The sequence below is a fragment of the Falsiroseomonas stagni DSM 19981 genome, from assembly GCF_900114315.1.
Lineage (GTDB): Bacteria > Pseudomonadota > Alphaproteobacteria > Acetobacterales > Acetobacteraceae > Falsiroseomonas > Falsiroseomonas stagni.
Genome location: NZ_FOSQ01000001.1, coordinates 513,748 through 536,931, shown reverse-complemented (window position 1 = coordinate 536,931; position 23,184 = coordinate 513,748). Strand labels below are relative to the sequence as shown.

General features: G+C 70.2%; 21 protein-coding genes. 10 read left to right on the top strand and 11 right to left on the bottom strand.

What is annotated here, in order from left to right; all coding sequences use genetic code 11:
* Window positions 1-127 precede the first annotated feature (127 nt).
* A complete protein-coding gene (locus BM041_RS02560) occupies window positions 128-1,714 on the top strand; it encodes an ABC transporter substrate-binding protein (RefSeq protein WP_092955029.1) in 1,587 nt (528 codons plus the stop codon).
* A gap of 13 nt (window positions 1,715-1,727) precedes the next feature.
* The gene (locus BM041_RS02555; protein WP_092955026.1) at window positions 1,728-3,098 is read left to right on the top strand and encodes an amidase; all 1,371 of its coding nucleotides are present in this window, start codon (window positions 1,728-1,730) and stop codon (window positions 3,096-3,098) included.
* Between the two features lie 57 nt (window positions 3,099-3,155).
* On the opposite strand, the gene BM041_RS02550 is transcribed toward BM041_RS02555, so the two are convergent.
* The 3 genes from BM041_RS02550 to BM041_RS02540 all read right to left on the bottom strand — a co-directional run bounded on the left by BM041_RS02550 (window position 3,156) and on the right by BM041_RS02540 (window position 6,035).
* A complete protein-coding gene (locus BM041_RS02550) occupies window positions 3,156-4,703 on the bottom strand; it encodes a UxaA family hydrolase (protein ID WP_092955024.1) in 1,548 nt (515 codons plus the stop codon).
* A gap of 84 nt (window positions 4,704-4,787) precedes the next feature.
* Window positions 4,788-5,198 carry a hypothetical protein gene (locus tag BM041_RS02545; protein ID WP_092955022.1) on the bottom strand — a complete coding sequence of 137 codons (411 nt, stop codon included), beginning with the start codon at window positions 5,196-5,198 and terminating at the stop codon, window positions 4,788-4,790.
* 90 nt (window positions 5,199-5,288) lie between these two features.
* Entirely contained in the window at window positions 5,289-6,035 is a 747-nt protein-coding gene (locus BM041_RS02540) for an SDR family NAD(P)-dependent oxidoreductase (RefSeq protein WP_092955020.1), read from the bottom strand.
* Between the two features lie 105 nt (window positions 6,036-6,140).
* Between BM041_RS02540 and BM041_RS02535 the strand changes: the two genes are divergently transcribed.
* From BM041_RS02535 to BM041_RS02525, 3 genes are read left to right on the top strand one after another with little or no spacing between them, the layout of a single operon-like run.
* Window positions 6,141-7,730, top strand: coding sequence for a thiamine pyrophosphate-binding protein (locus BM041_RS02535; protein WP_092955018.1), 1,590 nt, complete (start codon window positions 6,141-6,143; stop codon window positions 7,728-7,730).
* 1 nt (window position 7,731) lies between these two features.
* On the top strand, window positions 7,732-9,324 hold the full coding sequence (locus BM041_RS02530) for a hydantoinase B/oxoprolinase family protein (protein ID WP_092955016.1): 1,593 nt from the start codon (window positions 7,732-7,734) through the stop codon (window positions 9,322-9,324).
* Window positions 9,321-11,390 (top strand): hydantoinase/oxoprolinase family protein, encoded by a 2,070-nt coding sequence (locus tag BM041_RS02525; protein WP_092955014.1) that lies wholly within the window; start codon window positions 9,321-9,323, stop codon window positions 11,388-11,390. Before BM041_RS02530 ends, BM041_RS02525 begins: the two co-directional genes overlap by 4 nt.
* Here the strand turns inward: BM041_RS02525 and ilvE are convergent.
* Window positions 11,383-12,294 carry a branched-chain-amino-acid transaminase gene (ilvE, locus tag BM041_RS02520; RefSeq protein WP_092955012.1) on the bottom strand — a complete coding sequence of 304 codons (912 nt, stop codon included), beginning with the start codon at window positions 12,292-12,294 and terminating at the stop codon, window positions 11,383-11,385. The genes BM041_RS02525 and ilvE overlap by 8 nt on opposite strands.
* Before the next feature lie 80 nt (window positions 12,295-12,374).
* Here ilvE and BM041_RS02515 point away from each other — a divergent pair, with 80 nt between their 5' ends.
* Window positions 12,375-13,472 carry an alpha/beta hydrolase gene (locus BM041_RS02515; RefSeq protein WP_092955010.1) on the top strand — a complete coding sequence of 366 codons (1,098 nt, stop codon included), beginning with the start codon at window positions 12,375-12,377 and terminating at the stop codon, window positions 13,470-13,472.
* On the opposite strand, the gene BM041_RS02510 is transcribed toward BM041_RS02515, so the two are convergent.
* Both BM041_RS02510 and BM041_RS02505 read right to left on the bottom strand, forming a co-directional pair.
* A complete protein-coding gene (locus BM041_RS02510) occupies window positions 13,463-14,434 on the bottom strand; it encodes a catechol 2,3-dioxygenase (protein WP_092955007.1) in 972 nt (323 codons plus the stop codon). The genes BM041_RS02515 and BM041_RS02510 overlap by 10 nt on opposite strands.
* A 38-nt stretch (window positions 14,435-14,472) precedes the next feature.
* Window positions 14,473-14,892 carry a CBS domain-containing protein gene (locus tag BM041_RS02505; RefSeq protein WP_092955004.1) on the bottom strand — a complete coding sequence of 140 codons (420 nt, stop codon included), beginning with the start codon at window positions 14,890-14,892 and terminating at the stop codon, window positions 14,473-14,475.
* A gap of 179 nt (window positions 14,893-15,071) precedes the next feature.
* Here BM041_RS02505 and BM041_RS02500 point away from each other — a divergent pair, with 179 nt between their 5' ends.
* From BM041_RS02500 to BM041_RS02490, 3 genes are read left to right on the top strand one after another with little or no spacing between them, the layout of a single operon-like run.
* Window positions 15,072-16,046, top strand: coding sequence for a Bug family tripartite tricarboxylate transporter substrate binding protein (locus BM041_RS02500; RefSeq protein WP_092955001.1), 975 nt, complete (start codon window positions 15,072-15,074; stop codon window positions 16,044-16,046).
* 16 nt (window positions 16,047-16,062) lie between these two features.
* On the top strand, window positions 16,063-16,878 hold the full coding sequence (locus tag BM041_RS02495) for an alpha/beta fold hydrolase (RefSeq protein ID WP_092954998.1): 816 nt from the start codon (window positions 16,063-16,065) through the stop codon (window positions 16,876-16,878).
* A complete protein-coding gene (locus tag BM041_RS02490) occupies window positions 16,875-17,861 on the top strand; it encodes a ketopantoate reductase family protein (protein WP_092954994.1) in 987 nt (328 codons plus the stop codon). Before BM041_RS02495 ends, BM041_RS02490 begins: the two co-directional genes overlap by 4 nt.
* Here BM041_RS02490 and BM041_RS02485 read toward each other — a convergent pair.
* The 5 genes from BM041_RS02485 to BM041_RS02465 are packed head-to-tail and all read right to left on the bottom strand — an operon-like array spanning window position 17,851 to window position 21,830.
* Window positions 17,851-18,810 carry a Bug family tripartite tricarboxylate transporter substrate binding protein gene (locus BM041_RS02485; protein ID WP_092954991.1) on the bottom strand — a complete coding sequence of 320 codons (960 nt, stop codon included), beginning with the start codon at window positions 18,808-18,810 and terminating at the stop codon, window positions 17,851-17,853. The genes BM041_RS02490 and BM041_RS02485 overlap by 11 nt on opposite strands.
* 3 nt (window positions 18,811-18,813) lie before the next feature.
* The gene (locus tag BM041_RS02480; protein ID WP_092954988.1) at window positions 18,814-19,377 is read right to left on the bottom strand and encodes a carboxymuconolactone decarboxylase family protein; all 564 of its coding nucleotides are present in this window, start codon (window positions 19,375-19,377) and stop codon (window positions 18,814-18,816) included.
* A gap of 11 nt (window positions 19,378-19,388) precedes the next feature.
* Window positions 19,389-20,207 carry an alpha/beta fold hydrolase gene (locus BM041_RS02475; RefSeq protein WP_175533677.1) on the bottom strand — a complete coding sequence of 273 codons (819 nt, stop codon included), beginning with the start codon at window positions 20,205-20,207 and terminating at the stop codon, window positions 19,389-19,391.
* A gap of 1 nt (window position 20,208) precedes the next feature.
* Window positions 20,209-20,988 carry an SDR family NAD(P)-dependent oxidoreductase gene (locus BM041_RS02470; protein WP_175533676.1) on the bottom strand — a complete coding sequence of 260 codons (780 nt, stop codon included), beginning with the start codon at window positions 20,986-20,988 and terminating at the stop codon, window positions 20,209-20,211.
* Window positions 20,988-21,830: a polysaccharide deacetylase family protein gene (locus tag BM041_RS02465; protein ID WP_092954982.1), complete on the bottom strand. Its 843-nt coding sequence runs from the start codon at window positions 21,828-21,830 to the stop codon at window positions 20,988-20,990. Before BM041_RS02465 ends, BM041_RS02470 begins: the two co-directional genes overlap by 1 nt.
* 124 nt (window positions 21,831-21,954) lie before the next feature.
* On the opposite strand from BM041_RS02465, the gene BM041_RS02460 reads away from it, so the two are divergent.
* On the top strand, window positions 21,955-23,172 hold the full coding sequence (locus tag BM041_RS02460; protein ID WP_092954979.1) for an MFS transporter: 1,218 nt from the start codon (window positions 21,955-21,957) through the stop codon (window positions 23,170-23,172).
* Window positions 23,173-23,184 lie beyond the last annotated feature (12 nt).

Below are 23,184 nucleotides of genomic sequence, written 5' to 3'. Positions count from 1 at the left end.
CCAACTTGCCGGCACAGCATCGCGGCGATGCGCGCCACGGCATGTTCTTCGCGCCATCTGCCCGTCTTGCGCGCAGCATCGTCCAGGCCGAAGCTCCTGTCCTGCCAATCGCGAAAGCCATCGCCGCATGACCAGGCCGCGCCTCCTCGCCCCCCGGCTGTTCCTGGCAACGCTGCTCGCCGCCGCCATCCCGGCCGTGGCGCCACGCGCGCAAAGCCTGACGCTCGCGCTGGCTTCCACCCCGACCGCGGTGGACCCGCATTTCCACAATCTGGTGCCGAACAACGCCATCGCCGCCCATGTCTTCGACAAGCTGGTGCACCAGGATGAACGGCAGCAGTTGATCCCGGGCCTCGCGGAATCCTGGCGCCCCCTCTCCGACACCGTCTGGGAATTCCGCCTGCGCGCGGGCGTGACCTTCCATGATGGCGCGCCGCTGGAGGCCGAGGACGTTGCCGCCAGCCTGCGGCGCGTGCCCGCCGTGCCGAACAGCCCCGGCCCCTTCACGCAATTCACCCGCGGCATCGCATCGGTGGAGGTGGTGGATGCCCGCACGCTGCGCATCACCACGCGCGGCCCGCAGCCGCTGCTGCCGACCGATCTCTCCGTCATCAACATCATCCCGCGCCGGCTGGAAGCCGCGACCACGGCCGATTTCCGCGCCGGCACCGCCATGGTCGGCACCGGCCCCTTCCGCTTCGAGAGTTTCTCGCCTGGCGACCGCGTGGTGCTGACGCGCAACGATGGCTACTGGGGTGGTGCCGCCCATTGGCAGCGCGTCACGCTGCGCATCATCCCGAATGACAGCGCCCGCGCCGCCGCGCTGCTGGCGGGCGATGTCGATGCGGTGGACGCCGTGCCCATCACGCAGTTGGAAGCGCTGAAGCGCCGGCCGGACCTGCGCCTGTTCCGCGCCACCTCCAACCGCGTGATGTTTCTGTCGTTCGACACCTTCCGGGAGACAACGCCCCACGCGACGCAGCGCGGCGGCGCGGCCATGCCGAACCCGCTGCGCGACCCGCGCGTGCGCGCCGCCATCTCCCGCGCCATCAACCGCCCCGCCATCGTGGACCGGCTGATGGAGGGCGAGGCGATCGCCGCCGGCGGATTGCTCGCCGATGGCTTCTTCGGCGCCAGCCCGCGCCTCACGCCCGAAGCCTTCGACCTCGACGGCGCACGCCGCCTGCTGCGGGAAGCGGGCCTTCCCAACGGCTTCGCGCTGACCATCCATGGCCCGAACGACCGCTTCCCGAATGACGAGAAGATCCTGCAGGCAGTCGCCCAGATGCTGCAGCGCGCCGGGATCGAGACGCGGGCGGAGGCGCTGCCCTTCAACACCATCCTCTCCCAGGGCGGGCCGCCCAACCACGCCTATTCCACCATGCTGCTGGGCTGGGGCAGCAATACCGGGGAGGCATCGTCGCCGCTCCGCGCGCTGCTGGCCACCATGGACCGCGACCGCGGCATGGGTGTGGGCAATCGCGGCCGCTATTCCAACCCGGCGCTCGATGCCGTGATCCAGCAGGCGCTGTCCACCGTGGACGACGCCGCGCGCAGCGCCTTGCTGCAACAGGCCAGCGAGATGGCAATGGCCGATCACGCGCTGGTGCCGATCCTCTACCAGGTGAACATCTGGGCGACGCGCGGCGGCATCGCCTATACGCCGCGCGCGGATGAGTGGACCCTGGCCCGCTTCTTCACCCCCGCGAACTGACGGAATCACCGAGATGACCGAGGCCTGGCGCCTGTCCGCCACCGAACTCGCCGCGCGCTACCGCGCCGGCACGCTGCGGCCGAGCGAGGCGCTGGCCTCCGTGCTCGCCCGCATCGCGCAGGCGAACCCGACGATCAACGCCATCGCGACGCTGGACGAAGCGGGCGCGAAGCAGATGGCCGCCGCCGCCGATGCGCGCTTCTCCGCCGGCACGCCGCTCAGTGCGCTGGATGGCGTGCCCGTCTCCATCAAGGACAACATCACCCAGGCGGGGCTGCGCTGCGCCTGGGGCAGCGAACTCTACCTGGACTACGTGCCCGAACACGATGAGACGCCGGTCGCCCGCCTGCGCGCGGCAGGTGCCGTGCTGATCGGCAAGACCAACGTCTCCGAATTCACGCTCGGCCGCGGCAACATCGACACCAAGGCCTTCGGCGTCACACGCAACCCCTACAACCCGGCCTTGACCTCCGGCGCCTCCACCGGCGGTGGCGCGGCTGGCGTCGCTTCCGGCTTCGGGCCCGTGACGCTCGGCACCGATGGCGGCGGGTCCATCCGTCGCCCCGCCTGCCACAACGGCCTGGTGGGGCTGAAGCCCTCCACCGGCCGAGTCGCGCGCCGCAACGGCCTGCCCATCATCCTCGACGATGCGGAGGTGATCGGCCCCATCGCGCGGACGGTTGACGATCTGGCGGCGACGCTGGCGCTGATCCAGGGCCCGCTGGATGAGGACCGCCTCTCCATCGGCGTGCCCGGCCCGCATGAGGAACCGCCGCCGCCGAAGAACCTCCGCATCCTCTACATCCCGCAATTCGGCGACTGGAAGGTGGATGCGCCCGTCGCCGAAAGCTGCGCGGAAGCGGCGCGGAACCTGGCCGCCCTCGGCCACCGCGTCACCACCGGCCGGCTTCCCGTGGACCTCGCCCTGTTCGAGAAGCATTGGCCGACCTTCACGCAGGGCGGCCTCGCCTGGGTGCTGCGCGGCCAGGATTGGCGCGGCCACATCGGCGCGATCTATGAGGAGATGGCCGATCGCGGCGCCACCCTGACCGCCGCCGACTACATCGACGGCCTGAATGCCTTCCGGGAGGTGCAGGCGCAATTCGCGGTAGCCTTCCGGGACTGGGACGTGCTGGTGACGCCGACCGCCGGCGCACTGCCCTGGCCGGCCGACCAGTTCGGCCCGCCCCACAACCGCGCCTTCACCGGCATCGTCAACGCCGGCGGGTTGCCGGGGATGAACGTGCCCTGCGCACCCTCCGCCGACGGCCTGCCCATCGGCTTCCAGCTCATCGGGCCCTATGGCGCGGACTGGGCGCTGGTGGCGCTGGCACGGCAGTATGAGGCCGCGCATCCCTGGGCGGATCGCTGGCCACCTCTGTAAGGCCGAGGCTCCGCCTCGGGCTCCGCCGGGGGGCGTGGCGCCCCCCGGACCCCGCCTCTAGCCCGTGATGCCGATCTGCCAGGGCGCGAATTCGTGCTTGCCGACACCGAGCTCCTCGCTCTTCGTCTTCTCGCCGGAGGCGATGCGCAGCATCAGGTCGAGGATGCGCTCCCCCATCTCCTCCATGCTCGCCGTGCCGTCCAGGATCTCCCCGCAATTGATGTCCATGTCCTCCTCCAGCCGGCGGAACATGGGCGTGTTGGTGGCAAGCTTGACGCTGGGCACGGGCTTCGCGCCGTACATGGACCCGCGCCCGGTGGTGAAGGCGATCATGTTGGCGCCGCCCGCGACCTGGCCGGTGGCGGAGACCGGGTCGAAGCCCGGCGTGTCCATGAAGACGAAGCCCCTGGTCTTCACCGGCTCCGCATAGCGCAGCACATCCATCAACGGCCCCGTGCCGCCCTTCATCGACGCGCCCAGCGACTTCTCGAAGATGTTGGCCAGGCCGCCGGTCTGGTTGCCCGGGCTGACCGTGCCGTTGATCTGCGTGTCGCGGCCCGGCGTATAGACATCCTTCCACCAGCGGATGCGCTCGATCAGCTTCTCGCCGACCTCCTGGCTGACCGCGCGCCGCGTCAGCGTGTGCTCCACGCCATAGATCTCCGGCGTCTCCGACAGGATCGCGGTGCCGCCATGGCGCACCAGCAGATCCATCGCATTGCCGAGCGCGGGGTTGGCGGTAATGGACGAAAAGCCGTCGGAGCCGCCGCATTGCAGCCCGACCGTCAGATGCTCCGCGGACACCGTGCTGCGGGTCGCCTTGTTAGCCTCCGGCAGCATCTCGCGCACCGCGGCGATGCCGGCATCGATGCTCTTCCGCGTGCCACCGATCTCCTGCATCACCAGCGTCTTCAGCAGCGGCCCCGGCGTCAGGCCCTGCTCGGCCAGCAGGCCCGCGATCTGGTTGCGCTCGCAGCCGAGCCCGATGACGACGACGCCCGCGACATTGGGGTGGCGCATGTAGCCGCCCAGCGTCCGGCGCAGCAGCTGCATCGGCTCCCCGGACAATTCCATGCCGCAGCCCGTGGAATGGGTGAAGGCGGCGACGCCATCCACATTCGGCCATTCCGCCAGCCGCTCCTCCGTGAACCAGTCCGCCACCGCATGGCTGACGGTCGCGGAACAATTCACGGAGGAGACGATGGCGATGTAGTTGCGCGTGCCGACGCGACCATCGGGCCGAACGATGCCCGCGAAAGTCTTGCGCTGGTCCACGGGCACCATCTCGACAGGCCGGTAGTCCCGGCCGATGGCGTAGTCCCGGTCGAACTCCCGGAACTCGATATTGTGGTTGTGCAGCATGGTGCCGGCGGGGATGTCATCCGCCGCGAAGCCGATGGTGACCTGGTACTTCAGCACCGGGTCGCCCTTCCGCAGGTGCTGGGTCGCGATCTTGTAGCCCGCCGGCACCTTGTCCCGCGTCACCAGATTCTCGCCGGGGATGGAGGTGCCGGGTTCGCATTCCGTGCGGGCGACGACGACATTGTCATCGGGATGAAGGCGGATGACGGGGCCGTTCAGGCGCTTGGCGTGAAGGTCGATCATGGGTTCCTCGGGGGTGCCCGGCCGTGCTGCCGTTCCCCCCATATCGCCACAACCCGGCCCGGATGTCAGCGCCCGGGCGCCCCCTCATTCCGCCGGCATCAGGGCGGGGTAGCGGCGGGGGGACCGCGCCACGGCCAGGATCACCAGCCGCACCAGGAACATCGCCACCCCCGCCAGCCAGACCAGCGAGGCCGCGATGGCCAGCGCCGGCGCCTGGTGCTCGATCGAGAGGTAGATGCCGGCGGGGAACAGGAAGGCGCTGCTGGTGGACAGCGCGAACTGCGTCAGCGCGGGCATGTGGCTGGCGTGCAGTTGCGGATAGGCGCGGAAGGTCAGGCCCATCAGCGCCAGTGAGGTCCAGCCCAGCAGGTTGAGATGCGCATGCACCGGCGCCAGGTGGAAATCATGCTGGACGCCCATCAGGACGCCAAGGCAGACGCCGACCAGCAGGCAGGTGGCGGCGGCAATGAGGAAGAACAGCGGAAGCCGGGGCATGAGGCGTGCTCCTTGAACGAGAGCGCGCCTTCTAGTCCAGCCCCGCCATCCCTTCATGTCGCCGGCTGTTTCATCCGTGTCGCCGCTGTTTCACCCAAGCATTTGCCCGCCATCGACGATGATGGTCTGCCCCGTCACCCAGCGCGCCGCGTCGCTCGCCAGGAACAGCGCGACCTCCGCCACCTCCTCCGGCGTGCCGAGCCGGCCGAAGGGGATGGAGCCGAGGATGCGGTTGTAGAGGTCCGGATCGCTGGTCCGCCGCTGTTCCCAGGACCCGCCCGGGAATTCGATGGACCCCGGCGCCACCGCATTCACCCGCACCCCATCCGGCGCGAAGGCGGCCGCCTGGCTCTGCGTGTAGTTCACCAGCAGCGCCTTCACTGCCGCATAGGCCGGTGTGCGCAGCGAAGGCCGGAAGCCGGAGATGGAGGTGACATTCACGATGCTGCCCCGCGACTGCTTCAGGAACGGCGTCGCCGCCCGGCTGGCCCGCACCGTCGCCATCACATCCACATTGAGGCCCTTCGCCCAATCCTCCTCCGTGTCGCGGGACCCGAAGCCGCTGGCATTGTTCACCAGCACGTCGATCCCGCCCAGCGCGGCCGCCGCTTCCTCCACCCAGCCCGTGACCTCCGCCAGCACGCCGAGATCCGCCGAGGCCGCATGCGCCGTCACGCCGAGGGCCGCGATCTCCGCCCGCGTCGCCTCCAGCGCCGCCGCCCCGCGCGCGCAGACCGACACCGCCGCGCCCGCCTTCGCGAAGCCGATCGCGATGGATCGCCCGATCCCCTTGCTGCCGCCCGCCACCAGCACCCGCTTGCCCGCGAAACCCGTCATCACGCCTCTCCCATCCCGGTCCCGCGCAGGAGAGGACGCCGCCCCGGTCTTGGCAAGCCGCGCCGGCGCGGGCAGAGGTAGCCGATCGGGGGAAGGAACGTGGTGATGACGTTGACGGAAGCCTTGCTTGCCGAACTCGCACGGCGCGGCACGCGGCGCATCTGGGGCGTGCCCGGCGGCGGCTCCTCGCTCGACATCATCGAGGCCGCGCCCCGCTTCGGCATCGACTTCATCCTCGCCCGCCAGGAAGCCAATGCCGCCATCGCCGCCATGGCGGATGCGGAGTTGACCGGCGCGCCCGGCGTGGTGCTGACCACCAAGGGCCCGGGAGTCGGCAATGCGGTGAACGGCCTGGCCTGCGCCACGCTGGAACGCGCGCCGCTGCTGCTGCTGGCCGATGGCTTCACCCCGAAGCAGAGAAGCTGGGTCACGCACCAGTATTTCGACCAGCGGGCCATGACCGCGGGCGTCACCAAGGGCTATGCCCGCGCGGATGCGGAGGCCCCCATGGCCGGCATCATCGCGCTGCTGGACGAGGCGGAAGCCGCGCCCCGCGGCGCCGTCCACCTGGACCTGACGGGAGAGGCCGTGCGCCGCCCCGCGCAGCCCGTGGAACCCGTCCAGTCCATGGCGCCGCACCATCAGCCCGAAGGCGATGCCGCGGCCCTGCTGGCCGCCGCCCGGCGCCCCGTGCTGCTGGTGGGCGTGGAGGCCGCCAACGCCACCGACGCCGCCGCCCTGCGCAGGCTGGCGGAGACGCTCGGTTGCCCCGTCCTGGTCACCTACAAGGCCAAGGGCGTGCTGCCCGACGCGCACCCCCTCTACGCCGGCATCTTCACAGGCGGCACGCTGGAAGCCCCCTGCGTCGGCCAGGCGGACCTGCTCATCCAGGTGGGCCTCGATCCGGTGGAGCTGATCCTCCAGCCCTGGCGCTACAGCGCGCCGATCCTCGACATCGCGCTGCGCCCGCATCCCGTGCGCTACGCCACGCCGACGGCCGCGCTGCACGGGCCGCTCGCGGACAGCATGGCGCTGCTGGCGCCACGCGCCTCCACCTGGACCGCCGCCGACATCGCGGCGCTGCGCGACACCGCCCTGGCCGCGCTGGAATGGCAGGGCACCGGCGGCGTCTCGCCCCCCGATATCGTGCGCATCGCGCAGCGGGAGGCACGCGCCGCCGGCGCCACGCCGCGCGTCTCCGTCGATGCCGGCGCGCATATGTTCTCCGCCACGGCCTTCTGGCAGTGCGAGGCACCGCGCGACCTGCTGATCTCGAACGGCCTGGCCTCCATGGGCTTCGCGCTGCCGGCCGGCATCGCCGCGGCGGTGCATGACCCCGCGCGCGGCGCCATCGCCTTCACCGGCGATGGCGGGCTGATGATGTGCATGGGGGAGCTCGCGACCGCCGCGCAGCTCGGCGTGAAGCTCGTCACCATCGTGTTCAACGACAGCGCCCTGTCGCTGATCGACATCAAGCAGCAGCAGCGCCAGCTGCCCCAATCCGGCGTGCGCTTCACGCGGACGGATTTCGCGGCCGTGGCGGAAGGCTTCGGCGTGAAGGGCCTGCGCGCCGAGGATCCCGCGCAATACGCCGCCGCGCTGCGCCAGGGCTTTGCCCATGACGGCCCCGTGCTGATCGACGTCACCGTCAACCCCGCCGGGTATCCCGCGCAGCTCCAGGCGATGCGGGGCTGAGATGGCGCTCTCGGCGCTCCGACTCGGCAATGCCTGGGCCCGCATAGCGGGGCTGATGGATGAGGCCGCGGAGACCTTCGTCCGCACCTCCTTCTCCTCCGTCGTGCGCGACAACTGGGACATGGCCGTCGGGCTGATGGACAGCGGGGGGCGGCAATTCGCGCAATCCTCGCGCTCCGTCCCCAGCTTCGTCGGCACCATGCCGCGCACGCTCTCCGCCATGCTGGCCCGCATCCCGCGCACGCGGCTGCAACAAGGCGATGTGCTGATCAGCAATGACGGCTATCTCGGCACCGGCCACCTGAACGACATCACCATGGTGAAGCCGGTCTTTGCCCGCGGCCACATCATCGCCTGGATCGGCAGCACCTTCCACGCCACCGATATCGGCGGCGCCCCCTCCGTGGAGGCGCGTGACGCCTGGGAGGAAGGCCTCACCATCCCCGTCGCCCGCATCCTGAAGGGCGGCGTGGAGAACGAGGACGTCATCGCCTTCCTGGAGGCCAATCTGCGAATGCCCGGCGAGGTGCTGGGCGACATCCGCGCGCAGTTCGCGATGTATGACCAGGCCGAGCCCCGCCTGCTGCGCATCCTCGCCGAGGAAGGCATTTCGTCCGTCGACGAATTGGCGGCCGAGATCTTCGGGCGGTCGGAGCGCGCGATGCGCGACGCGATCGCCGCCGTGCCGGATGGGGAGGTGACGGACGAAGTCACCTCTGACGGCTTCGAGCATCCCGTCACCATACGGCTGCGCCTCGCCATCAAGGGCGATCAACTGGCCTTGGATTTCACCGGCACCGGCGCGCAGATTCCCCGCCCCGTGAACTCCCCGCTGAACTTCACCCGCGCCTATTCCAACTACGCCGTGAAATGCGCCTTCGACCCGCTGACGCCGAACAATGATGGCAGTTTTCGGCCGATCACCCTGATCGCGCCCGAAGGCAGCATCGTGAACCCGCGCCACCCGGCGCCGGTCTGGGGCCGGCACCTGACCGGCCACTACCTGCCCATGCTGGTGCTGGCGGCGCTGGCGAAGATGATTCCGGATCGTGTAGTCGCGGAATGCGGCAGCCCGCTTTGGAACGTCTACTTCACCGGCGAACAGCACGATGGCCGCCGCTATGTCCGGATGTTCTTCATGAATGGCGGGCATGGCGCGGCGGCGTCGCATGATGGCGCCTCCTGCCTCTCCTTCCCCTCCAACGTCGCGACGCAGCCGGTGGAGCAGTTCGAGAATGCGGTGCCGATGCTGGTGACGGAGAAGTCGCTGATCCCGGGCAGCGGCGGCGATGGTCGCACCCGCGGCGGCCTCGGCCAGCGGCTCGGCTTCCGCGTGATTGGGGAGAAGCCGGTGACCGCCACCTATCGCCACGAACGCGTGCAGCACCCGCCCCGCGGGCTCCTCGGTGGCGAAGCGGGCCGCGCCGGCCGCGATCTTCTGAACGGCACACAGGTCGCCGCCAAGGCGCGCATCACGCTCCAGCCCGGCGATACCCTCACCTTCGAGACTCCCGGCGGCGGCGGCTTCGGCCCTCCCGGCGAACGCAGCGCGGAAGCCCGCGCGGCGGACCAGGCGGAAGGCTACCTGGCATGACGCCCTGGCAGATCGGCGTCGATATCGGCGGCACCTTTACCGATTTCGTGCTGCTGGACAGCCGCGACGGACGGCTCTTCAACGGCAAGCTCCTCACCACGCCACACGCGCCGGAACAGGCGGTGCTGGAGGGTATCCGCCAGCTCATGGCCACCCATGGCGTCGCCCCGGATCAGGTCAGCCACGTCATCCACGGCACCACCCTCGTCGCCAATGCGCTGATCGAGCGCCGTGGCGTCCCCACGGGATTCCTCACCACCGAGGGGTTCCGCGACATCCCGGAAATCGGCACCGAGCTCCGCCACGACACCTACGACCTCTTCATGCGCCGCCCCGAACCGCTGGTGCCGCGGCGCCTGCGGCTCGGCGTGCCGGAACGGCTGCGCGCCGATGGCGCAGTCGTCACGCCACTGGATGAGGACGCGGCCCGCGCCGCGATCCGCGCGCTGCGCGATGGCGGCGCGCAGGCGCTGGCCATCTGCCTGCTGCATGCCTTCCTCAACCCCGTCCATGAACGCCGCCTGGCGGAGTTGGCGCGGGAGGAAGCGCCGGGACTGACGCTGTGCCTGTCCTCGGACCTCGTGCCGGAAATCGGCGAATACGAGCGCGGCACCACGACCATCTGCAACGCCTATGTCCAGCCCGTCTTCGAACGCTACGTGGCAAGGCTGCGCGGCGGCCTCCGCGACGCCGGCCTCACCGGCCCGCTGTTCCTGATGCTGTCGGATGGCGGCACGGTGCGCGACGACGTCGCGGCGAAGCACCCCATCCGCCTCGTGCAATCCGGCCCTGCCGGCGGCGTGCAGGCGACGCGCATCGTGGGCCAGGCCGCCGGCGCGCCCGATGTCCTCTGCTTCGACATGGGCGGCACCACCGCCAAGGCAGCGCTGATCGACCAGGGCGAGCCGCAGCGCAGCCTCGATTTCGAAGTTTCTCGCGTCGATCGCTTCCGCAAGGGCAGCGGGTTTCCGTTGAAGGTGCCGGTGGTCGAGATGATCGAGATCGGTGCCGGCGGCGGCTCCATCGCGCGTGTCGATCGCCTTGGCCTCATCAAGGTCGGCCCCGACAGCGCCAGCAGCGATCCCGGCCCCGCCTGCTACGGCCTCGGCGGCACGCTCCCCACGGTGACGGATTCCGACCTGCTGCTCGGCTACCTGGCGCCGGACAGCTTCCTCGGCGGCGACATGGCGCTGGATGTGGCGGCGGCGGAACGCGCGCTGCTCGACCACATCGGCACGCCGCTCGGCCTGTCCGCGGTGGAGGCCGCCTGGGCGGTGCATGAGACGGTGAACGGCACCATGGCCCAGGCCGCTGCGATCCACGCACTGGAAAAGGCGCGCCGGATCGAGGATTACGCCATGGTGCCGATCGGCGGCGCCGGCCCCGTCCATGCCTGCGCCATCGCGATGAAGCTCGGCCTGGCGAAGCTGGTCTCGCCGCCCGGCGCCGGCGTCGCCTCGGCCTTCGGCTTCCTCGCCGCGCCCATCGCCTTCGCGCATCTGCGCGCCATGGTCGCGCCGCTGGCCACGCTCGACATGGACGCGCTGCGCCTGATGATCGGCGCGATGGAAGCAGAGGGCCGGGCGATGGTCGCAGAAGCCGGCGTGGCGGACAGCGATGTCGGCATCCGCATCCTCGCCGCCCTGCGCTATGCCGGCCAGGGCTACCAGGTGGAAGCGGCCATCGGCGCCGACGCCATCGCACAGGGTGACCGCGACGCCATCCGCACCGCCTTCGAAGCGGAATACCGCCACCTCTACGGCCGGGTCGAAGCCGGGCTGCCCGTCGAAACCGTCGGCTGGCGCGTCATCGTCAGCGGCCCGACGCCGTCGCTGCGCCTGGCCCCCGCTGGCCAGCGCGCCGGCACCGCCCGCAAGGGCACGCGCCGCGCCTGGTTCGGCACCGGCTTCGTCGAGGCCGCGGTGATCGACCGCACCGCGCTCCGCCCCGGCGATACCGTCACCGGCCCCGCTTTGGTGGAGGAGCGGGAAAGCACGCTGGTCCTTCCCCCCGGCGCCGCCGCCACCTGCGACGCCGGGCTCAACCTCGTGGTAGCCTTCAGCTGACGATGGCGCGCCATTCCGGATGGGCGTCGGTGGTGCCGCGCACCACCGCCTCATAGGCCGCCTGGAGACGCTGCGTCATCCCGCCGGGCTTGCCATCGCCCACGGGCAGCCGGTCCACCGAGGTCACCGCCACCAGCTCCTGCCCCGTGCCACACAGGAACACTTCGTCGGCGACATAGAGCTCCGTGCGATCGACCTCCCGCTCCTCCACGGGGATGCCAAGCTCGCGGGCCAGGATGATGACGGTGTCGCGGGTGACGCTTTCCAGGATGTCGCTCGTCCGCCCCGGTGTCACCAGCACGCCGTCCCGCACCAGGAACAGGCAGGCCGCCGCGGCCTCGGATACCTTGCCCCGCGCCGTCAGCAGCAGCGCGCTGTCATAGCCATCCGCCTTCGCCTGCAAGGTCGCCAGCCGGCTGGCGTGATAGTTGGCGGAGGCCTTGACCCGCGGCGGCATGGCATTGTCGGCGATCCGGGTCCAGGAGGAGACGCAGGCCGCCAACCCGCTCGCGAATTTCTTGCTGCGTTCGCGCGGCAGCGCGGCGGCGATCCAGCCGACGGGACCCGTCGTCGCCATCATCCCCATCGTCTCGATCTGCACCTGCACGCGCAGATAGGCATCTTCATCCGGCGCGTTCAGGCGGATCACCTCCAGCACCGCCGCGCGCAGCGTCTCGCTGGTGGGTGGATTGTCGAAGCGCATCACCTTCATGCCCTGCTGCAACCGCGCCAGGTGCTCATCCAGCCGGAACACGCTGAAGCCGCCGGTGACGGGATGGCGATAGGCGCGCAGCCCCTCGAACACCGCCACGCCGAAGGCGACGCCGAGTGCGAGCGGATGGATGCGCGCATCGTTGAAGGGCATCGCCACGCCGTTATGGATGATGGTGTGGGCCTGCCACATCGCGCCGTCTCCCGCTCCTGGTCGCCGCAAGTGTGGGCGGCTGCTACACTGCCGGCAAGCCATCGAGGGAGACGCACCGCATGACCCCCCTGCCCCTGCCGCCCGGCATCCGCAGCCGCATGGTCCCGGGCGTGAACGGGCTCACGATGCATGTGCTGGAAGCCGGGGAGGCAGGACGCCCCTGCCTGCTGCTGCTGCACGGCTTTCCCGAACTCGCCTTCTCCTGGCGCCATGTGATGCCGAGGCTGGCGGAAGCGGGCTACCACGTCGTGGCGCCGGACCAGCGCGGCTATGGCCGCACCACCGGCTGGACCGCCGAATACGACGCGCCGCTCGCCCCCTTCCACATGCTGAATTTCGTCCGGGATGCCCTGGCGCTGCTGGAGGCGATGGGCATCGCCCGCACCCGTGCCGTGATCGGCCATGATTTCGGATCGCCCGTCGCCGCCTGGTGCGCGCTGGTGCGCCCCGACATTTTCTCCAGAGTCGCCCTGATGTCGTCCCCTTTCGCGGGGCCGCCGGCGCGCAACCCCGCGCCGCAGGAGGATGTCCACACAGCGATGGCCGCGCTGACGCCGCCCCGCAAGCACTACCAATGGTACTATGCGACGCGTCCCGCCGCGTCCGACATGAACCACGCGCCGCAGGGGCTGCTCGCCTTCCTGCGCGCCTATTACCACCACAAATCCGCCGAATGGCCCGGCAACAAGCCCTATCCGCTGAAGGGCTGGACGGCGACGGAGCTGGCGCAGATGCCGGACTACTACATCATGCCCCTGCACGCGACGATGCCGGAGGCAGTCGATCCCTTCATGCCGTCACCGGCCGAGATCGCCGCCAATACCTGGCTGCCTGACAGCGATCTTGCCGTCTATGCCGCCGAATACGCGCGCACCGGCTTCCAGGGCGGGCTGCAATCCTATCGCTGCAACACCGGCGGCGCGAATGCCGCCGAACTCACCCTGTTCAGCGGCCGGCGGATCGAGGTGCCGGCCCTCTTCATCAGCGGCGCCAGCGACTGGGGCACCTACCAGTTCCCCGGCGCCTTCACCCGCATGCAGGACACCGCCTGCGCCGATTTCCGCGGCGCCCATCTGGTGCCCGGCGCCGGACACTGGGTGCAGCAGGAACAGCCGGCGATCACCGCCTCCCTGCTGCTGGACTTCCTTCAGTCATAGACGCCATCGGGCAGTGGTGGCGTGCCATGGGTGTGGAAGGACCTGATGGTCTGCAACCCCCAAGCCTGGCCCTTCTTCCGCTCCGTCTCCGTCCAGGTGATGGTCTTCCAGTCCGGCGCCAGCACGAGGCGCGCACCGGCATTCGCGACCTCCACCCGGTTGCCGCCGGGTTCCCAAACATAGAGGAAGAAGGTCTGCTGCACCGCGTGCTTGTGCGGCCCCGTCTCGATGAAGACGCCGTTCTCCAGGAACACGTCGGCGGCCTGGAGGATGGCCTCCCGGCTGTCCAGCGCGAAGGTCACATGGTGGAAGCGGCCATGCACGCCATGCGCTTCCTTGGTGAAGGCGAAGTCGTAGGATTTGTTGGTGGCGGTCAGCCACATTCCCGCTTCCTCGCCGCTATCCAACTCGATGCGTTCGGTGCAGCGGAGGCCGAGATTGCTCTCGAAGAACTCCCGGCATGCGCGGACATCGACAGCCAGGCAGTTGAAGTGATCGAGCCGCCGCACATTGACGCCACGCGCGGGAAAGCGCTGCGCCTGGTTCTTCAGCGCGGGACGCAACGCCACCGGCGCCTCATACCATTCGGTCTCGTAGTAGATCTCGAACACATGCCCATCCGGGTCGCGGAAGCGCCAGCCCGTGCCGTGCCCGAACTCGCCCTCATGCGCTGTGACCTCATGCCCCGCCGCGCGCAGCGCCGCCACGCGCCGCGCCAGCGCCTGCGGGCTGCGCGTGCGGAAGGCGGCATGGCCGAGGCCCGAGGTATGGCTCGCCGTCAGTTGCAGCGAATAGCGTTCGTAATCGTCCCAGCCGCGGAGGTAGACGCTGTCGCCCCGCCGCCCGGCCTCCGTCATGCCCATGACCTCGACGAAGAAGCGCAGGCTCTCCTCCGGCTTCGGCGTCAGCATCTCGACATGGCCGAGATGGGCGATGTCCCAGATCGGCTCCGGCGTTTCCATGGCAGCATGTCCCCGCGATTCGCGGGCACACCCTACCCTCAGCGCATCCGCTCGAAGAAGCCGCTTTCCTCATCGAGGCGCGCATGTTCCCGCGCCCGGAAATCGTAGCGGGAGACGATGCCGACCACGCGCCCATCGTCGCAGACCGGCAGATGCCGGAAACCCCCGTCATCGAGGACGCGCAGCGCCTCCATGGCCCCGTGATGCGGCGGCAGCGTCGTCGGGTTCGCCGTCATCACCTGCGCCAGGGTCGTGGCCCTGGCGTCCAGCGCCTCCGCCAGGCAGCGCAGCGCGTCCCGGCCGGTGAAGATGCCCGCCAGCCGGTCGCCCTCCACCACCAGCACCGCGCCGACGCGGCGCGCACGCATCGCCGCGCAGGCTTCCGCCACGCTCGTCCCCGGCGGCAGCGCCAGCGGCCGCTGGTCCTTCACCAGATCACCCATCGTGCGGTCACGCATCGCAAGGCCTCCTCCCTGGTTCGGCGGCAGCCTGCACGCCCGCGGGTACAGCCGCCTTGATCCACAGCAACGCGGGGCCGCCGCGCCGTTGGCATCGCTCGCTTCCCGATCGGCGAACGGCCTTGCGCCGCCCAGCCCGCGCCCGCAAGCTTGCTGGGATACAGCAGGGACATCGGGCCATGACCAGCATCTCCCGCCGCGCGCTCCTCGGCACGCTGGGCGCCGCCGGCCTGGCGGGCGCCGCCACCGCGCAGCCGGCCTTTCCGGTGCGCCCGATCCGCGTCGTGATCCCCTTCGGCCCGGGCGGCGGCACGGACAATCTGGTCCGCATCCTGGAACCCTACGTCACCCGCGCCCTCGGCCAGCAATTGGTGATCGAGAACCGTCCCGGCGCCGCCAGCGTCGTCGGCACGGAGATCGCGGCGCGGGCGGAGCCGGATGGCTACACGCTTGTCGCGCTCGACAGCACCTTCGTGATCAATCCCGGCCTGCTGCCCAGCCTGCCCTACGACCCCGCACGCGATTTCGCGCCCGTCACCATCCTGGCCTATGCCCCCGTAGTGCTGCTGGCGCATCCCTCCGTCCCCGCCACGACGCTGCCGCAGCTGATCGCGCTGGCGAAGGCGCGGCCCGGCACCCTCGCCTATGCCTCCGGCGGCAATGGCGCGCCGACGCATCTGGTGGGAGAGATGCTGAAGGCCGAGGCCGGGATCGACCTGACGCACCTGCCCTATCGCGGCACCGGCCCGGCGATGAACGACATCATCGCGGGCCATGTGCCGCTCGGCGTCAACGGGCTCAGCGCTTCCGCCGCGCATATCGCCAGTGGCCGGGTGCGTGCGCTGGCCGTCACCGGCGACACCCGCGCCGATGCCTTCCCCGATGTCCCCACCTTCAAGGAACTCGGCCTGCCCGGTGTCGATCTCTACACGCATTGGGGCGTGCTGACGCGCGCCGGCACGCCTCAGCCCGTGATCGATCGCCTCGCCACCGCCTTCAACGAGGCCGTGCTGCGCCCCGACCTCAAGCAGCGCCTCAATGACCTCGGCTTCGTGCCCGCCGGCGCCGGTGCCGCGCGCTATGCCGAGACCATCGCGCGGGAGACGGCGCGCTTCACCGCCGTGATCCGCGCCGCCAATATCCGGCCCGACTGACCAGGAACCTGCCCTCATGATCGAGCCGACTCTGTCGCGCTTCACCAGCAGCGACGGCATCAGCCTCGCCTATCGGGTCGATGACTTCACCGATCCCTGGCGCGACCAGGGCATCCCCGTGCTGATGCTGCACGCCGCCATGGGCCGCTACCGCCGCTGGTATGCCTGGACGCCGATCATCGCGCGCCAGCACGCGACCATCAGCATGGAGTTGCGCGGGCACGGATCGTCGGAAATCCCTGGCCCCGACACACCCTTCAGCCTGGAACGGCTGGTACAGGATGCGCGCGAATTGCTGGACCTGCTGGCGGTGCCGCGCGTGCATGTCGTGGGCCTCTCCGCCGGCGGCTATGTCGGCCAGCGCCTGGCCATGGAAAGCCCGGAGCGTGTCGCCACCCTCAGCCTCTTCGCCTCCACCCCGGGCCTGAAGGGCACCCAGGCCGCCACCTGGCCGGAGCGCATCGGCAAGGTGGGCATCGAGGCCTTCGTCCGTGCCACCGCCAGCGACCGCTTCGGCCCCGACGCCGACCCCGCCCTGGTGGACTGGTTCTGCCGCCAGGTCGGCGCGAATGATCCCGCCTGGATCGGCCGCTTCGTCACGCACATGTCCTCCCGCGACTGGACCGACGACCTGCCCCGCATCGGCTGCCCGACCCTGATCGTCGCCCCGGGCCATGAGCCGATCGGCGAGAACAACACCTATGAGGTCATGGCGAAGGCGATCCCGAACGCAGAACTCGTCGAGTATGACGGCATGCCCCACAACATCGGCGATGCCGCACCGGAACGTTGTGCGCGGGAGGTGCTGCGCTTCCTGGCCGCGCAGGGATGACCATCCTCGTCGTCGGTGCCGGCGCGGTCGGCGGCTACATCGCCGCGCACCTGGCGCGCGCGGGGGAGGCCGTGGCGGTGCTGGAGCCCTGGGCCCCGAACTGCGACGCGATCCGTGCCCAGGGTCTGGCGGTGGAGGAACCCTCCGGCCATTTCCGCATCGACCTGCCGATGATCGGCAGCCCTGCGGAGGTCGCATCGGTTGCGCCGAGCCTGGTCATCCTCTGCACCAAGCTGGCGGATTCGCCGGCGATGGTGGCGGCGCTGGAGGGCCAGCACGCCGCGCCCTACCTCGTCACGCTCAACGCGCTGGCGGATCTCGACCTGGCGGCGCGGATCGGCGCGGATCGCGTGATGGGCTGCATCGTCACGGGTCTATTCGCGAACCTGGTCGCGCCCGGCCGCCTGCACCGCTACCGCCGCCGCCATGATGGCGGCCCGGCCAGCTTCCGCATCGGCGAAGTCACCGGCCCCGCCACGCCGCGCATCGCGGCGATGGTGCAGCGCCTCGCCCAGGTGGACACGGCGGAGGCGGTGGATGACCTGCCCGCCGCGCGCTGGACCAAGCTGGTCTTCAACGCCATGACCTCCCCGCTCTGCGCCCTTCGCCGCACCAACCTGCACGCGCTGTTCACGGAGGCCCCGATGCGGGCGGAGATGCAGGCGGTGGCGCTGGAAGTCGTGGCCGTGGCGGACGCGGCCAGCATTGCGCTGGACACGATCTGCGGCATCCCTGGCGCCACCTGGATTGCGGCCGGCCGCGGCGATGCGGCCGCCGCCTCGGCGGTGGATGCCGGGCTGCTGGCCTACGGGAAGAAGGTCGATCCCGCCGCCACCAGCGGCATGGCGCAGGATCTGGCGCGCGGCCGACGCACCGAGGTGACGCTGATCAACGGCGCGGTGGTCGAACAGGCACACAGGCACGGGCTTGCCGCGCCGGTCAACCAGGGCGTCATCGAACGGCTGGAAGCGCTTACGGGCTGAGCCCCGCACTGCGCACGATGCGGCCGAAGCGCTCCACATCGTCGCGGATGCGCGTGCCGAATGCCTCCGGCGTGCTGCCGACCGGCGTGATGCCGAGTTCGCTGAAGCGCGCCAGCACATCCGGCGCGCGCAGCGCCTGCACCACGGCGGCATTGGTGCGCGCGATCACCTCATCCGGCGTGCCCCTGGGCGCCACCAGCCCCCACCAGGTGCCGATCTCGTAGCCCGCCAGCCCGGCTTCCGCGACGGTGGGGATGGCCGGGTAGATCGGGTTGCGCGCGGGGTCCGTCACCGCCAGCGCCTTCAACCGCCCCGCATCCACCAGCGCCTTCACGGCGGAGAGCGACATGAAGCCGAGGTCCACATGCCCCGCCGCCAGGTCGGTCAGCGCGGGCGTGTCGCCGGCATAGGGCACGTGTTCCATGCGCGTGCCCGTCATCTCCTGGAACAGCACGGCCGCCAGATGCGGCGGCGCGCCGGCGCCGGAGGAGGCGAAGTTGTAGCGCCCCGGCGCCGCCCGCAGCAGGGCAATGAGGGAGGGGACATCGGTCGCCGGCAGATCGGGGCGCGTCACCAGCATGAAGCTCGATGCCGCGACGCGGCTGATGGGGCGGAAATCCGCGGCGATGTCGTAGGTGAGGTTGCGCATCAGCGCCGGCGCCAGCGTGTGCGCGCCCGCCGCCATGAACAGCGTGTAGCCATCCGCCAGCGCCCGCGCCGCCTGCCCCGCGCCCAGCGTGCCCGCCGCGCCGCCCCTGTTCTCGATCACCAGCGGCTGGCCCAGCACCGCCCGCATCGGCTCCGCCACCGATCGCGCGACGATGTCGTTCGCACCCCCCGCGGGATAGGCGACGATCATCGTGATGGGCCGGCGCGGCCAGCGATCCTGCGCGGAAGCCAGGGACGGCATGGCCAGCGCGGCCAGGGCCAGGGTGCGGCGGCGGATCATGGCTCAGGCCCTCTCGGCGGTGGCGTGGAAACTCGTGGCGGCGTCCAGCACCTGCGGCGCATCCGGCTGCACCTCCATCGCGATGATGGAGGAGGCGAGGCAGAGGTAGTAGCCCGCTGTGATGTTCACATCCGTGATCTGCCGGGGCGAGAACGCCGCCTGCATCCGCGCGAAGATCGCGGCCGGCACGCCCTTCAGCGCGGCATAGGCGAAGACATAGGCGGAGAGCGCGCTCTCCGCCTCCTCCAGCCCGTCCGGCACCTGGCCATCACGCAGCGCCTGCAACTGCGCCTCGCTCAGCCCCGCCTTGAGGCCGAGCGGCGCGTGGTGATGCCAGGCATAGGCGACGCCGCGGCCGGTGATGAGGATCACCAGCTCCTTCTGCTTCTCCGTCAGGTCGGTGCCGTAGCGGCAATAGCTGCCGAGATCGACGATCGCCGAAAGCCCCGCCGGCGCATGGGCGAAGGACTTCATGACGTTGGAGACGATGCCCCTCGTGCGGAGGAATTCTTCATAGGCCGCGGCGAGTTCGGGGGATTGCGCGGGATCGGCATCCGGCAGTCGCATGGCGTTGCTCCTCAAGCGGGATAACCGAATCGGTCGCGGTGGAACTGAAGGATGTCAGCGACGCAGCGGTCGGGCATCATGTCCGCGATGTTGTGCGGCATGTGTTCATATTCCGCCATGCGCACATCGGGGATGCGATCGCGCATGAGGTCATAGACATTCGCCTCCCCCACCGTCTCCCCACCCGGGAAGATCACCAGCGTGGGGCAGGCGATGCGGTGCAGCTCGCCGCTCCAATCCTGCGTCGTGTTGTAGCCGATGAAGCGGGCGAGGAAGCCAGCATCATTCTCCGCCGTCTGCTTCAGGAACCATTCGACCAGGCCAGGGTCACTCGTCGCCAGGTCGAAGCGCATGGCGATGGTCTTCGTCAGGAAGGGTGTCAGCCCCTCCTCCGCGATCCGCGTCAGCCAGCCGCGCGCGCTGGGGCTGAGGCCCGGCGTCGATCCCACCAGCGCCAGGCTCCGCACCTTCTCCGGATATTGCAGCGCCAGATTCTGCGCGACATAGCCGCCGGCCGAATTGCCCGTGACATGCGCGACATCGAGGCCGAGCAGCGTCATCAGCTCCGTCACATCGGCCACCAGCCGGGCCATGTCGAAAGGCTTGTCGGCAGCAGGAACGGAGGAGGCGCCATGCCCGCGCAGGTCCATCCGCACCAGCCGGAAATGCCGCGCCAGGCCCGGCGCCCAGGAATAGAAGCGCTGCGAATTGCCCATGGCGGAGTGCAGCAGCAGCATCACGGGCGGCTTGCGCCAGGGATCGGTGAAATCGTCGATGTAGTAGGCGATGCGTTCGCCGTCGCTGGTGGTGAAGTGGGCGCGTTCCGTCATCTCAATAGGCCGATCGCCCGCCATCGGCGGGAATGGTGGCACCCGTGATCATCCGCGCGGCGTCGCTGGCCAGGAACACCGCCGTCGCCGCGATATGCTCGGGATCGCCGATCCAGAAGGGATATTCCTTCATGCGGTTCACGGGGTCCTGCGGATCGCGCCCCGGCACCGCCGCTTCTTCCAGCGTGCCGAAGGTGCGGATGACGCGTTCCGTCATCACGCGGCCCGATGCGATGCAGTTCACCCGCACGCCTTGCTTCGCGTAATGCCCCGCCAGCGCGCGTGTCAGCGACAGGATCGCGCCCTTGGCGGCGCTGTAGCAATGCGCGGGGTTGGCGCCCCGCAGCGCGGCGCCGGAGGACATGTTGATCACCGCGCCGCCGCCGGCGGCGATGATGTGCGGGATGGCATGGCGGCAGCACAGGAAGGTGCCGCGCAGATCGAGGTTGATCGTGCGGTCGAAGGCCTCCAGCGGCACTTCCGTCACCGGCCCGTCCGCGGGGTCCGTGCCACCGGCGGTGTTGTACAGGAAATCGATCCGCCCGAAGCGCGCCACCGCCGCCGCCACCCCGGCCGCGACGCTATCGTCGCTCGTCACATCCATCGTCACGGCCAGCGCCTGGCCGCCGGCCTCGGTCACGGACCGCGCCGCCGCCTCCGCGCGGTCCGCCATCACATCCGCGACCACCACCGCCGCCCCCGCCTGCGCGAAGGCCCGCGCGGCCGCGCTGCCGATCCCGCCGCCACCGCCGGAGATGAAGGCAACCTTCCCCGCCAGCATCACGCGATCCCCGCCTTCACACGATCCCGATATTCCTGCTGCACCTGTTCCAGCGTGCGGAACTCCGCGCCCATCTTCGTGACGCCGTCGATCAACTTCTCCAGCATCATCATCCGATGCCCGCGGCCGATGACGTAGGGGTGGAAGGTGAAGACCAGCATCCCCCATTCATTCGTGCGGGTCATGTATTCGAAATCCGCCAGCCAATTCTCCAGCACCGCATTCGCATTCGCCAGCCCCGGCATCACCGCGCCGCCGACGCGGAAGAATTCGAAATGCGGGTGGTCGTCCAGCGACCAGGAGATCGGGATCTCCACCAGATCCGTCACCTCCCCGAATTGCAGCGGTGCGTCCGCGACGCAGACATCGCCGCGCCGCGCGAAATAGGGCTGGCAGTCATGCCCCATCATGCTGCTGTCGTACTGGCAGCCATGCTCGCGGATCAGGTCGATGGTGCGGTCACTGAGGTCCCAGGAGGGCGAGCGATAGCCCACCGGCCCCTTGCCCTGCAGCTGCTTGATCGCCTCCACCGCCAGCGCGAATTCATCGGCCTCCTTCGTCGCCTCCAGCGCGGCGGGCGGCACATGGCTCCAGCCATGATGGCCGATCTCATGTCCTTCGCGCAGGATGCGCTCGCAGGCCTGCGGATAGGTCTTGATGACGACACCCGGCACATACCAGCTCGCCTTGATACCGCGGCTGCCCAGCAGGTCCAGGATCCGCCCCGCGCCCACCACGCCGAATTCGCCGCGCGATACCGGCGTCGGCGTCGTCATGCCGCGGGATGCGAAGCCCGACCAGGTGTCGAAATCGAAGGAGAGGCAGGCAATGTGGCGCGGCATGGAGGACTCCCGCGCGCGCGGCGGGGTCTTCGCGCCGCACGCATGACGTGACTATCGTGGGCAGCATGAACGCCGCTCCCCCCCGCCGCAAGGCGTTGCCCCCGCAACACGGCGGCCTTGCCTGATGGGCATCCCCGCCTGGGTCGCGGCGCTGTCGGCAACGCTGCTGATGCAGACCGTCGCCTCCTTCCTCACGCAATCGCTGCCGGTCGTCGCGCCGCTGATCACCGCCAGCGCGGGGCTGGCGCCGGAGGCGATCGGCAATCTCGCTGCGCTGGTGGCACTCGGCACCGTACTGTTCCTGCTGCTGGGCGGGCCCTTCCTGGCGCGCTTCGGCCCGGTGCGCACCTTGCAGGCCGGCGCTGCGATGTCGGCGATCGCCATGCTGGTGGCAGCCACGGGATCGGCACCGGCGCTGGTGCTGGCCTCCCTGCTGCTCGGCATCGGCTACGGACCTTCGCCACCCGCGGGCAGCCGCATCCTGGCGGCGACGGCGCCGCCCGGCCACCGCACGCTGATCTTCTCCGTCAAGCAGGCAGGCGCACCGCTGGGTGGCGCGCTGGCGGGCCTCGCTACCGCGCCGCTCGCCGCGCATTTCGGCTGGGTGACGGCGCTGCTGGCGACCATCGCCGTCGCGCTGCTGGCCGCCGCCATTATCCAGCCGCTGGAACGCACGCTCGATGTCGAACGCGATCCGACCCAGCGCATCACGCTGCTCACGCTGTTCCGCCGTTCCACCTGGCTGGCGCCGATCGCCGCACTCGGCCTGCATCGCGCCCTGCCGCCGCTGACCGTGCTGGCGATGAGCTTCGCGACGCTGCAGGGCTGCCTCTTCACCTTCACCGTCACCTGGCTGACGCTGGACCACGGCATCGGCCTGGTGCAGGCGGGCACGGCCTTCGCCTGCATGCAGGGCGCGGGTGTGGTGGCGCGCATCCTGCTGGGCTGGCTGGCAGACCGCACGGGCCAGCCCTCCCTGAACCTGCTGGTACAGGCGGGTGTGGCCTGTGCCGCCGGCATCGCCTTCGCGCTGATGCCGGGCGATGCCGCGCCCTGGCTGATCTACACGCTGTCGGGCCTGGCGGGCTTCGTGGCGGCGAGTTGGAACGGCATCTACATGTCGGAAGTCGCGCGCCTGGTGCAGCCCGCGCAGGTCGCTGCCGCGACATCCGGCTCCACGCTCTTCACCTTCCTCGGCTATCTCGCCGCCCCCGTCTTCTTCGCGCTGATGGTGTCGCTGACGGGAAGCTGGACGCTGGCCTTCCTGGTCGCGGCGGGGCAGCTCGGCGTGGTGGGGCTGGGGGCGGCGCTGCTGTTGCGGCGCGCCATCCGCCGCGGGTAGAGCTTCGCGGCA